Consider the following 12,231-nt stretch of genomic DNA (forward strand, 5'->3'; position numbering starts at 1 on the left):
TCCATGATAAGTGGACGCCTGATGTATCAACAACGCCAAAAAATTAGTGATGAGAAGTTTCCAAATAACAAAATGGCTGTTAGCTTAATTATCCCTGCTAGAAATGAAGCGCAGAATTTGCCAAACTTACTTGCTACGATAACAGGAATAGATAATAAAGAGATAGAAGTCATTGTGATGAATGATGGATCAACAGACAAGACACAAGAAATTGCACAAGGTTATGGAGCGAAAGTTTATAATATCGACAACAAGTCTTCATGGAAAGGCAAATCCCGTGCATGTTGGGAAGGTAGCAAGCACGCTAGTCACGATTTATTATTATTTATCGACGCAGATGTACAATTTTGCGGAAGTGAAAGTATTGAAAAAATTGTGCAACAATATCAACGCCAAAACGGTCATGGCTTACTTTCTATACAACCTTATCATAGGATTCAAAAAGTTTATGAGAATATATCTGCAATATTTAATTTAATGACAATAGTAGGTATGAATAAATTTTCAATTACTAGTAATAACAAAGATAAGAAGAATGCGTTTGGTCCAATTATGCTAACTAATAAAAAAGATTACCATGAAACGCAAGGTCATTTAAATGCAAAGGATAAAGTGATAGAAGGTTTTGCATTGAGCAAAGCTTATAGTGATGCAAATATGCCAGTAGAAATCTACGAAGGTGAAGGTATAGCTAACTTTAGAATGTATCCTCAAGGTTTTAAGGCACTTGTTGAAGGTTGGAGTAAACATTTTGCCCTTGGATCTACAACAACTAAAAAAAGTACATTTTCTTTAATCATTTTATGGCTTATGGGCTCTGTCGTTTCTAGTTTAACGGTATTATTATCAGTAAAATTAAGTATAATTTATATTATGCTGTCACTTCTCATTTATATCGCATATACGATACAATTTCATTTGTTAATTAACAGGACTGGAAATTTTTCCTTGACTGCGAGTGCTTGTCATCCATTTCTCTTTATATGTTTTTTAGCAATATTTTTCAAATCATGGCTAGATGCAAATATATTTAAGAGGATAAAGTGGAAAGACAGAGATATAAAATTATAAGCCTTTTTAATATAAATATAAAATAAAATCTTTTCAAGAGGTGAAATAATTGAATCAATTAGAGAGAGATTACCAATACTGTCACAACGTTATGAAGTTTCATTCAAAAACATTTTCATATGCATTTGATTTCTTAGAATTTAAAAAGAAGAAAGCAATATGGGCTATCTATGCAGTATGTCGAATTATTGACGATAGTATAGATAGAGACAAAGATGTAAAACAGCTATCAAAAATAGAAAAAGATTTAGAAGGCATCTATAATAATTCACTTGAACAGTATCATAGTGATGAAGCTATAATGAATGCTTTTAATGATACATTGAATTATTATGACATACCGCATGAACCATTTCGTACTTTAATACATTATGTTAAAGCAGATTTAAATTTAAAAAACTTATCTACAGATGAGGAATTATTTAATTATTGCTATGGTGTGGCAGGAACAGTGGGTGAATTATTAACACCAATATTAGCTTCGCAAAATAGTAAAAATATTGAATGCGCAGAATATGCTGCTATCGAATTAGGTAAAGCACTTCAATTAACAAACATTTTAAGAGATGTTGGTGAAGATTTTGAAAATGAGAGAATTTACTTAACTGAAGAAAGGCTAAACCAATATAAAGTAAATTTACAAGAGATTTATCAATCAGGGGTTACACAGGATTATATAGATTTATGGGAAAGCTATGCTCAAGATGCTGCTCAATTTTATAAAAATGCATTAAATGGTGTGAATAATTTTGATGAAGAAGTTCACTACATTATTGAATTAGCTTCCCGAGCTTATCTTGAAATCTTAGAAGAAGCAAGAAGAGCAGATTATACGCTACATAAAAAAGTGTACATAAGTAAAATTAAAAAAATGAAAATATATCATGAAATGGTTTCTAAATATAATAGGAGTGAAAAAATATGAAGATTGCAGTAGTAGGCGGCGGTGTTTCAGGTTTAGCTGCAGCTTCAAGGTTGTCAGCAAACGGTCACCAAGTCGATGTATATGAGAAAAACAAGCAAATCGGTGGTAGGATGAACCAAATTAAACAAGACGGTTTTACGTTTGATATGGGTCCTACAATCGTTATGATGTCTGAAATATATCATGACGTATTTAACTACGCACAGAAAGATATGAATGACTATTTAGAAATTAAGCAGTTAGCTTATATATACGATGTGTACTTTAGTGACACAGATAAGATTCGTGTCCCTACCGATCTTGCACAATTAAGAGATATGCTAGAATCGATTGAACCAAATTCTACGCACGGATTTATGTCTTTTTTAACTGATATATATAATAGATATGAAATTGCACGTAAATATTTTTTAGAGCGTACATTTAGAAAACCTTCAGACTTTTATAATCCTTTTACGTTATATCAAGGTATGAAGTTAAAAACATTTGATACTGCGGATAATTTAATTGAGAAATACGTAGATAACGAGAAAATTCAAAAGTTATTAGCATTTCAAACATTGTACATAGGAATTGATCCTAAGCGTAGTCCTTCACTGTACTCTATCATTCCGATGATTGAATTGATGTTCGGAGTTCATTTTATTAAGGGTGGCATGTATAGCTTTGTAAATGCCCTTGAACAATTAAACTATGAATTAGGAACTCAAATTTATACGAATGCAAGTGTTGAAGAAATTATTATTGATCAAAGATTTAAGCGTGCCGAAGGTTTAAAAGTAAATGGTAAAATTGAAAAATATGACAAAATACTGTGTACCGCAGATTTCCCTTATGCCGCATCTGAACTATTAAATGAAGATAATCAAACTAAAAAATACACACATGAAAAAATTGAAGAAATGGACTATTCTTGCTCTGCATTTTTAATGTATATAGGCATAGATAAAGACTTGTCAGAGGACGTGTTGATTCACAATATTATTTTCTCCAATGATTTCAACAATAATATCGAAGAAATTTTTGGAGGTGAATTATCACATGACCCTTCAATATATGTTTATGCACCAAGTGTTGAAGATGAGTCATTAGCACCCAAAGGTCAGACTGGTCTTTATATATTAATGCCAGTTTCTGAACTTAAGACAGGAAACGTTGATTGGTCTGATGAGCAATCTATAGAAAATGTAAAAAAAATAATTTATAAAAAATTGGCTACTGTCAAAGCATTAGATAATTTAAAGGAACATGTAGTTACAGAAATCATCTATACACCCAATGATTTTGAAGGGGATTATAATGCCAAATTTGGTTCTGCATTTGGCTTAATGCCAACATTAGCACAAAGTAATTACTATAGACCACCTAATGTAAGTAGAGACTACAAAAATTTATATTTTGCTGGGGCAAGCGTACATCCTGGGGCAGGCGTGCCAATCGTATTAACCAGTGCCAAAATAACAGTTGAAGAAATATTAGAAGATATAAAAAATGGCATCTGAAAAATAAGCGTTTAATTTACTTATAAGGTAAGATTAAACGCTTGTTTGTTTTATAAATTAGTCAAACTTAAGCGTTTGAGGGGCTTCTAAAGTGTCACGGTTCATAATTTTAATAGACTTTAGTGTTACTTTGAGTACATATAAGTCAGAATTTTATTTAGAGTTAAAATAATTTTTATCTTGTTTTCCATATCTAATCAATTATTTCTTTGTTTTAGATGATTTCAACAATCGCTTCTATTTCAAGAAAACTGCGATTTTTTTCTATTATCATATTCTAGTAAGATATAGGCTTTTGGATCATTTTCAAACTCAGTAACTTTGGTAAAGTTGATACTCGTTGTAGTATAAAGTGTAAGATCATCATTATAAAAACTATGAAAGTTATTTTTATTGGGCAAATGAATTATAAAGAAAGCCTTGAAAAAGTTTTATAAAGAAGAAAAAGATACTAAATCTAAAAAGAAAGACTAAAAAACATCTAAATTATAAGGAGTGTAAATTCATGTCTATAATAAAAAATCTAGCTAGAATAACCGTACCATTTGTAGGTGGGAAATTAATTGGGAAATTTGCTGTTAAAAATGCACGTAAAGATTATAAGAAAAATATAAAACCCCCATTTTCACCCCCAGGATATATATTTCCAAAAGTTTGGCCTGTCTTATATGCAAGCATGGGTATTGCATATACTATAGCTAAAAACACAAAATATAGAAAAATGACTAAAAATATTACAATATCTCATTATACTCAACTAGGATTAAATTATTTATGGTCTCTTTTATATTTTAAATACAAATTAAGAGGTTTAGCGCTGATAGAAAGTTACGTACTTTTACTAGCAGTTATTGCAATGAGTATAAATTTTTATAAAACAAATAAATTTAGTGGCATAATTATGATTCCATATATTATGTGGTCTGTGTTTGCAAGTTACCTTACAACTGGTAATTGGATATTAAATAAAGATAATCCTGATTATCTTTAAGGCGGAGATGTAATTCATGAAAAAAAGTAGCTTTTTACTTGTATAATTATTTGTTTTAATGCAAGTGACTATATCAATGTTAGGTACTATAGTATCTAACAACTTTTGAAAAGAATGCTAAATATTTCAAAACTTTTAGTTGTGAATATGGAGACAAATTTGGAGATGAATAGTTTAGATCAAATCTTGAAAAAATTATTTTCTTGATGGAAATAAATTAAATGAAGTGAGGAGGCAAACTATGCATTTAGGTGTCATGCTTAACCGTGTGTTTAGAATTAAAGATAACCCATTATTTGATTATGTAGTTAATAACAAAAATATGGTTGGAAAATTATACTTTCTTTTACCTTTGGAGGATTTATCAGACGCGGGTGAAGTAAAGCGTCAGTACTATAATAATGTAGTGAGTGGATTCGTTAAATCATTACATAAACGTAATATTTATCCTTTTATCGTTACGTATAAAAATTTAGGGAGGTTAGTGGATCAATTAGAATTAACACATGTGCTTATTGGTAAAGACATTATGAGCTATCACAAAAAAGAATATGATTTTCCCCATGTTAAATTAGCATTTCAAAAACATAATATCAAAGTTATTGGTCAACGTGTGAATCATTATTTACAGCCATCAATGACATTAAATAAGCAGAGACAACCTTATAAAGTGTTCACAAGTTTTTATAGAGCGAATAGAGGTAGTTTGATAAATACATCAAGTAAAAAGTATCAATATAAACAACTAAGTGAATATGCTGAAAAAGGTTCAAATCAAAGTGGGGTATCACTGAATTCATCGACGGGCATAGAAGAACAAGCTCGAAAAGATTGGGAAACATTTTTAAGTGAAGACATTTCAAATTATAAGCAAATGACAGACGACGTTTCACAAGATTATGTTAGTGGTTTAGGCAAATATTTAGCATATGGGTTATTAGACATTAGCGAAATTGTTAATGATTTACTTGAAGGTTATGAGAGTGATGAAGTGAATTACGAGGCATTTTTAAGAGAAGTAATGTTCCGTGAATTTTATTATATTTTAATGACTCAATATCCAGAAACTGCAACTAAGTCTTTTAATGAAAAATACCGCAATATGCAATGGTCGACGAACTATAAAAAATTTGAAGCATGGAAAAAAGGCGAAACTGGTTATCCAATTGTTGATGCTGCGATGAAAAAGTTTAATCAAACAGGTTATATGCATAATCGTTTGAGAATGGTTGTTTCACAATTCTTAACCAAAAACTTATTTATTAATTGGACATGGGGCGAGGAGTATTTTAGACAATATCTTATTGATTATGACAATGCATCTAACGTCCATGGTTGGCAGTGGTCTGCTTCTACTGGTACCGATGCAGCGCCTTATTTCAGGATGTTTAATCCAATACGTCAAAGCGAACGTTTTGATGACAAGGGGTATTTTATTAAATCTCAACTAGAGGTATTTGATAATGTTTCAAGTAAATATCTCCATAATCCTTCAAACTATGAAGATAAATTGAAAGAAGTATATGATATTGAAATTGGTAAAGATTATCCAAGAGTAATCGTAGATCATTCTGAAAGTAGAAAGCACGTTATGGACAAATTCAAACATATTTAATAGAAGTTCTAATAAGATAGTATAATTTAGTAACTTGGGAGGAAATTAAAATTTTAAAAAATGAACAGTATCATTTATATATAGAAGAGAAAGCGAATGAAGTTACAATTACGGAATTCAACGAAACAAAGGTCTACCAAGTACTAGAAAAAACAAATGACTTACCGCAAACTTGTCATGCGGTTTTAAATCATTTGTATGTAAACCCAGGTCACGAAGAAGAGTTTGAGGGTACTTTTTTAAAGCGAGATAAGCATTTGGAAAGTAATGAAGGTTTTGAAAGTTTATTATTTTTAAAACCGCAGAGTTTGAATAGCCATTATGTTATTGTGACGCTATGGTTTGATGAGACATCTTTTACAAATTGGCAAAATTCTGAAGACTATAAGCATTCTCATCGAAATAGAGGCACTAAAAAAGGAGTGGATCAAAGTATTGTCAATAGAGATTTATCTTTTAAAATAAGTGTAGAATTATCTAGATAATATTATAGCTTTCAATGAATATCTAAAGAAATATACAATTTTAAAATAGAGGTGATCTCGTGAGGCTTCAAAAGAGTTTGAGGTTTTGCCTTATATTTTAAAGCCATCAAGTAACTAATACTATGATAATAGGCTTTGCTAATTAGCTGAATAGTTTCCATTATTTTTATAAAGGAGACACTTCGTTTTAAAGTTATGTCAAAGTAATTTTATTATACGAGGATGTCTTTTTTTTATTGTTTATATAATTGTATCGATTTTGCAACGTGCTGACGCCCAGGGGAATAGTATGAGGGAGAGACTACAGGCTCGAACCATACCCCTAGGCAAGCATGCACTTTCAAATTCGTAAGATTTTAGTATAGAAAAAAGAACTAATACATAATTTAATGTATTAGTTCTTTGCATTTGAGAATATATGATCGTATCAGAGTTTTTTTACAGTCAATAATAAATAGATAAAGAATGGGGCGCCGAATGCAGCAATGAACACACCAGCTGGAACTTCTTTTGGTAAAAACACCGTTCTTCCTATAAGATCCGCAATGACGATGGAAAGTGCGCCAAAGATCGCTGACATAAATAAGCGCTTTAAATAATTCCCTTTAATCAAAGCTTTAGCAATATGCGGTGAGATTAAACCAACAAAGCCAATGTTACCCACAAAACTAATCGCTGCACCAGCAAGTATCGTTGTAATCACCATTTGAATGAGTCGCGTTTGATGAACCTTTACGCCTAAACCTGTGGCAACATTATCATGCATAACGGATACTTTCATTCTCGGAAGTACAATAACCAACAATGGCAAAGTGCACACTATAAATAACCCCAATATCAAACTGTTTTCAAATGTGGCACCAGATAAACTACCGACAAGCCAAGTATAGGCTTTAGACGCAGCAAGTTGTTTTGTAAGCACAAGCGTGCCATTAACGAGCGCCATAAATAACGTTTGAAGTGCGATACCAATAATAACTAGAGTAGTAGGCTGTATATTGCCTTTTTTCTGGAAACTCATCAAGATGAACATCACAACAGCTGCACCAGTGAGTGAAAATGCGGGCAGCCAATGGACACTAATATCTCCTAAAAACGCAATAAATGTTACTGCACCAAATGTTGCGCCACCTGTTACACCTATAATATCTGGAGAGGCAATAGGATTTTTAAGTACATTTTGTAGAATCAAACCACTTACGCCTAGTGCTGCACCAGCTACAATCGCCAATGTAATTCTTGGCAAGCGCAACACTTCGATTGTAAATTGATCAGGACTTGAAATAGGATCAATAATATAAGAAAGGATACTATTTAACGATATAAAAGTAGACCCCAACATTAAACTCAATATTGAAAAAACAATCAATATGAGAACGGCAATGACTAAGCGTTTGGTATCTTTTTTATGGACTGTCTCATTCATATGCGTTGAATTCCTTTCCTAATAATATAAATAAGTGTAATTGAGCCAATGACTGCTGTGATAACACCTATAGGAGGCTCGAGTGGTTGAATAATTGTCCTAGCTAAAATATCGGACAATGCCATTAATATAGCGCCACTAACCGCAGTGAAAGGTATTAAATATTTATAGTTGGCTGGCATTAACTTTTTACTAATATTCGGTACGATTAACCCGATAAACATAATAGATCCTGCAAGTGCGACCGAAATGCCGGCAAGCGCACTAATAGTTAATACCATAACCATTTTTGTTAATTTGACCTTTTGACCAAGTGAAGAAGCAATTTCATCACTCGTCATTAAGATGTTGATATGTGACGACATCGCAAAGGCAATGAGCAGAAATATAATAATTATTGGAATGACCCAAGGCACTTCCCACACATTACGCATAGCAACAGAACCACTTAGCCAAAACAGAAAACTTTGTAAATTGCTTTGGTTCATAATTAAAATGCCCTGTGTAAATGCTCCGAATAATGCTGAAATCGCTGCGCCAGCCAATATCACACGTTTAGGTGAAAATTGCGCTTGTTTAAACATGCCAAGTGTAATGACAAGAACAGTTACAATAATTGCCCCGATAAATGAAATAGTTATGAGCGCTTCAAATGATTGCACTTTAAAAAATGTTAAGCCACAAATCACGAAGAACACGGCGCCTGAATTAACACCGAACAGCCCGGGTGAAGCAATTGGATTACGTGTTAATACTTGCATAAGCAAACCAGATACAGAGAACGCCGCGCCGGTAAGTAGAGCAATGAGTGTTCTTGATGCGCGTGATTCGGCAAGTAGAATATGTATATCGTTATTGCTATTAAAGTGGAACAACGCTTGTACCAACTGTGAAAGTGATACAAGCGTGTTTCCAATTATTAAACTTAAAATCGTTACAACGATAAGGCATAAACCAGAAAGCATTAATTTATACCGCGGTTTAAGTAACATGAGGTAACTCCTTATTGATTAAGATTGTTTTTCAATATCTAATTTTTTGTATAAATCATCAATGAGTTCAAGAGATGAAGTATAACCACCAGCCATGTTCCATGTGATTTCATCTACATTTTTTGAAACTTCATCATTTTTTACTGCATTTAAGTTTTTCCATTGATTACTTGATGTCCAATCTGCTTCTGTCTTCTTAGTTAACTCTGCGTCTTTATCAGTAGTGTTAGACTTGAACATAAATATATGATCAGCATCCACAAGTGGAATGCTTTCTTTAGATGTTAATTGAATGATGTCTTTACCTTTATCAACTTGTTTTTGTTGTCCTTCTGGTCGTTTAAACCCTAAGTCATGTAAGATGTCTCCAGCGTAACCACTTGCATAAATACGTGCATGATCTGGTCTGAAGTTGATAACTGAAGCTGACATTGGCCATTGTTCTCCATACTTAGCTTTTGCATCTTTTTTAAATTGTGCAACTTTATCATTATATTTCTTTAATAACTCATCAGCTTTGTCTTCTTTACCGAGTGCTTTACCCATCATTTTCGTTGTATCTTGAAATTTATACACTGTATCGTGCGTAATTGTTGGTGCGATTTTAGAAAGTTGTTCATATTGTTTTTCATTTCTGACTTTAGAACCGATGATTAAATCTGGTTTTAACTTAGATATTTCTTCTAAGTTTGGTGAAGGTTCTTGACCTACTATTTTTGTATCTTTTAGGTCGTCTTTTATGTAATCATATTTAGGTTGTTGCGTCCAAGATTCTACAGCACCGACAGGCTTGACGCCTAATGCGACAGATACATCAGTCGCGCCTTGATATAATGTTACGACACGTTTTGGTTTTCCTTTAATTTCAGTGGTCCCCATAGCATGTTTGATCTTCGTTGTTTTACTATCTTCTTTTGACTCCGATGACTTTTCGGACTCCCCATTTCCACAAGCTGCTAACACCATAACCGCTACTAAAACAGTAATGAATACTTTTGCTAAATGCTTCATTTCTCTAAAACCTCCAACTTGGATTGATAATCATTATCAATCCTAATATCTTATAAAGCAAACGATATGTCAACAAAAATTTTTAATTTTTTTAAAAATTAAATAAAGATTTGACATTTTTGGAAAGGATACATAGAATACAGTTTACTGATAATGATAATTGTTATCATTATCGTAATGTTATTAATAATCCATATTTTTTAGGAGGAATTTAAGTGAGACAAGAACCTAAGCATTGTCATGATTCTTTACTTTCATGTATAGGCAAAACGCCAATGATACAGCTCAAGCAACTGTTCCCGGAACATAATGTTTACGCAAAATTAGAATATATGAATCCAGGCGGCAGTATGAAAGATAGACCAGCTCAATACATCATTGAAGATGGTTTTAAAAAAGGAACAATTACTAAAGGTACACATTTAATTGAGAGTACTTCAGGAAATTTAGGTATTGCTCTAGCAATGATCGCTAAGATAAAAGGATTAACACTAACATGTGTGGTAGACCCGAAAATTTCAGAAACAAATTTAAAAATTATTAAAAGTTATGGTGCAAATATAGATATGGTAAACGAAGCGGATGAAAATGGTGGGTATTTAATGACGCGTATTCAACGTGTTCGTGAATTACTTGATTCCACTGACAACGCATATTGGATTAATCAATATGCAAATGAATTAAATTGGAAAGCACATTATCATGGTGCTGGTGCAGAAATCGTAGAGCAAATAGAAACTCCAATTGATTATTTTATAGCGCCAGTGAGTACTACAGGTATCATTATGGGCATGAGTAGAAAGATCAAAGAATATCACCCGAATGCACATATTATTGCGGTGGATGCGAAAGGGTCAGTTATTTTTGGTGAAACGCCTAAAGATAGAGAATTACCAGGTATTGGCGCGAGTAGAGTGCCTGAAATTTTAAATAAAGAAGAAATAGACCAAGTTGTTCATGTGGATGACTACCAATCAGCACTTGGATGTAAACGCTTAGTTGATTATGAAGGTATTTTTGCAGGAGGATCAACAGGTTCAATTATATCAGCGATTGAAAAAGTCATTAATTCAATTGCTAAAGATAAAACAATTGTGACGATTTTACCTGACAGAGGCGATCGCTATTTAGATTTAGTTTATTCAGATAAATGGTTTGATGAAGTGAAAAACAAAAAAGGAGCGCTAACACGATGAACAAAGACATGTTGTATTTAAATAGATCAGATATTGAACAAGCAGGAGGTAATCATTCAACAGTTTATGTAAATGCATTAACTGAAGCATTAAAAGCCCATGCGAATCAAGATTTTGTGCAACCATTAAAGCCATATTTACGCGCAAATGGTACAGAAGGACATATTGCGGATCGTATTATTGCCATGCCAAGTCATATTGGCGGTCAAGATCCAGTATCAGGTATTAAATGGATTGGTAGTAAACATGACAATCCTTCAGAACGTAAGATAGAGCGTGCAAGTGGTGTCATTATCTTGAATGATCCTGAAACAAACTATCCCATTGCAGTGATGGAAGCGAGCTTAATTAGTAGTATGAGAACGGCAGCTGTCTCAGTTATTGCTGCTCAGAAATTAGCGAAAAAAGGATTTGAAGCATTAACAATTATTGGCTGTGGTCTAATCGGTGATCGACAATTGCAAAGTATGCTAGAGCAATTTGATCATATTAAACAAGTATATGTTTTTGATCAATTTGAAAAAGCCAGCGCTAGTTTTATTGAAAAATGGGCCGAAGCACGTCCAGAAATTCACTTTGTTCAAGCGACAACAGCGAAAGAAGCAGTTGAAAATGGAGAGGTAGTCATTACTTGTACAGTTACGGACAAACCTTACATTGAATATGATTGGATTCAAAAAGGCACATTTATCAGCAATATTTCAATTATGGATATTAAAAAAGATGTCTTTACACAAGCAGATAAAGTCTTGGTAGACGATTGGTCACAAGCAAATCGCGAGAAAAAGACAATTAATCAACTTGTATTAGAAGGGCGCTTTAGTAGGGAAGCCTTACATGCTGAATTAGGAGAATTATTAACGGGTGCTAAACCAGGAAGAGAAAATGATGACGAAATTATTTTATTAAATCCAATGGGTATGGCAATCGAAGATATTTCAAGTGCTTATTATATTTATAAAGAAGCTAAGCAACAGCAAATCGGAACAACATTAAGTCTATATTAAGGAGTGTCGT

The 12,231-nt window shown here is 32.7% G+C and carries 11 protein-coding genes; 8 read left to right on the forward strand and 3 right to left on the reverse strand.

Going from position 1 to position 12,231, the window contains the following annotated elements:
* The first annotated feature begins 21 nt into the window (after positions 1-21).
* From SOJ_RS01725 to SOJ_RS01750, 6 genes are all read left to right on the forward strand, one after another.
* A complete protein-coding gene (locus SOJ_RS01725; protein ID WP_002506341.1) occupies positions 22-1,071 on the forward strand; it encodes a glycosyltransferase family 2 protein in 1,050 nt (349 codons plus the stop codon).
* 49 nt (positions 1,072-1,120) lie between these two features.
* Entirely contained in the window at positions 1,121-1,996 is an 876-nt protein-coding gene (locus tag SOJ_RS01730; RefSeq protein WP_002506342.1) for a phytoene/squalene synthase family protein, read from the forward strand.
* Positions 1,993-3,498, forward strand: a complete 1,506-nt coding sequence (locus SOJ_RS01735; RefSeq protein ID WP_002506343.1) for a phytoene desaturase family protein — start codon at positions 1,993-1,995, stop codon at positions 3,496-3,498. Before SOJ_RS01730 ends, SOJ_RS01735 begins: the two co-directional genes overlap by 4 nt.
* Positions 3,499-4,003: 505 nt before the next feature.
* A complete protein-coding gene (locus SOJ_RS01740; RefSeq protein WP_002506344.1) occupies positions 4,004-4,489 on the forward strand; it encodes a TspO/MBR family protein in 486 nt (161 codons plus the stop codon).
* A gap of 241 nt (positions 4,490-4,730) precedes the next feature.
* Positions 4,731-6,104: a cryptochrome/photolyase family protein gene (locus SOJ_RS01745; protein WP_002506345.1), complete on the forward strand. Its 1,374-nt coding sequence runs from the start codon at positions 4,731-4,733 to the stop codon at positions 6,102-6,104.
* 107 nt (positions 6,105-6,211) lie between these two features.
* Positions 6,212-6,589, forward strand: a complete 378-nt coding sequence (locus tag SOJ_RS01750; RefSeq protein WP_256092440.1) for an antibiotic biosynthesis monooxygenase family protein — start codon at positions 6,212-6,214, stop codon at positions 6,587-6,589.
* A 427-nt stretch (positions 6,590-7,016) separates the two neighbouring features.
* On the opposite strand, the gene SOJ_RS01755 is transcribed toward SOJ_RS01750, so the two are convergent.
* The 3 genes from SOJ_RS01755 to SOJ_RS01765 are packed head-to-tail and all read right to left on the reverse strand — an operon-like array spanning position 7,017 to position 10,018.
* Positions 7,017-8,015: a FecCD family ABC transporter permease gene (locus SOJ_RS01755; RefSeq protein ID WP_002506347.1), complete on the reverse strand. Its 999-nt coding sequence runs from the start codon at positions 8,013-8,015 to the stop codon at positions 7,017-7,019.
* Positions 8,012-9,007, reverse strand: a complete 996-nt coding sequence (locus SOJ_RS01760; RefSeq protein WP_037539386.1) for a FecCD family ABC transporter permease — start codon at positions 9,005-9,007, stop codon at positions 8,012-8,014. Before SOJ_RS01760 ends, SOJ_RS01755 begins: the two co-directional genes overlap by 4 nt.
* 18 nt (positions 9,008-9,025) lie before the next feature.
* A complete protein-coding gene (locus SOJ_RS01765; protein ID WP_002506350.1) occupies positions 9,026-10,018 on the reverse strand; it encodes an ABC transporter substrate-binding protein in 993 nt (330 codons plus the stop codon).
* 215 nt (positions 10,019-10,233) lie between these two features.
* Between SOJ_RS01765 and sbnA the strand changes: the two genes are divergently transcribed.
* Both sbnA and sbnB read left to right on the forward strand, forming a co-directional pair.
* A complete protein-coding gene (gene sbnA / locus SOJ_RS01770) occupies positions 10,234-11,214 on the forward strand; it encodes a 2,3-diaminopropionate biosynthesis protein SbnA (protein WP_002506351.1) in 981 nt (326 codons plus the stop codon).
* Positions 11,211-12,221 (forward strand): 2,3-diaminopropionate biosynthesis protein SbnB, encoded by a 1,011-nt coding sequence (gene sbnB, locus SOJ_RS01775; protein ID WP_002506352.1) that lies wholly within the window; start codon positions 11,211-11,213, stop codon positions 12,219-12,221. Before sbnA ends, sbnB begins: the two co-directional genes overlap by 4 nt.
* Positions 12,222-12,231 lie beyond the last annotated feature (10 nt).

Origin of the sequence: Staphylococcus sp. OJ82 (assembly GCF_000294465.1) — a bacterium.
In the GTDB taxonomy this organism is placed as follows: domain Bacteria; phylum Bacillota; class Bacilli; order Staphylococcales; family Staphylococcaceae; genus Staphylococcus; species Staphylococcus equorum.

Excerpts from the sequence above, each read along its gene's own strand:
- SOJ_RS01725 (WP_002506341.1), top strand. The coding sequence starts at position 22 with ATGTATCAACAACGCCAAAAAATTAGTGATGAGAAGTTTCCAAATAAC.
- SOJ_RS01735 (WP_002506343.1), top strand. The coding sequence starts at position 1,993 with ATGAAGATTGCAGTAGTAGGCGGCGGTGTTTCAGGTTTAGCTGCAGCT.
- SOJ_RS01740 (WP_002506344.1), top strand. The coding sequence starts at position 4,004 with ATGTCTATAATAAAAAATCTAGCTAGAATAACCGTACCATTTGTAGGT.
- SOJ_RS01745 (WP_002506345.1), top strand. The coding sequence starts at position 4,731 with ATGCATTTAGGTGTCATGCTTAACCGTGTGTTTAGAATTAAAGATAAC.
- SOJ_RS01755 (WP_002506347.1), bottom strand. The coding sequence starts at position 8,015 with ATGAATGAGACAGTCCATAAAAAAGATACCAAACGCTTAGTCATTGCC.
- SOJ_RS01760 (WP_037539386.1), bottom strand. The coding sequence starts at position 9,007 with ATGTTACTTAAACCGCGGTATAAATTAATGCTTTCTGGTTTATGCCTT.
- SOJ_RS01765 (WP_002506350.1), bottom strand. The coding sequence starts at position 10,018 with ATGAAGCATTTAGCAAAAGTATTCATTACTGTTTTAGTAGCGGTTATG.
- sbnB (WP_002506352.1), top strand. The coding sequence starts at position 11,211 with ATGAACAAAGACATGTTGTATTTAAATAGATCAGATATTGAACAAGCA.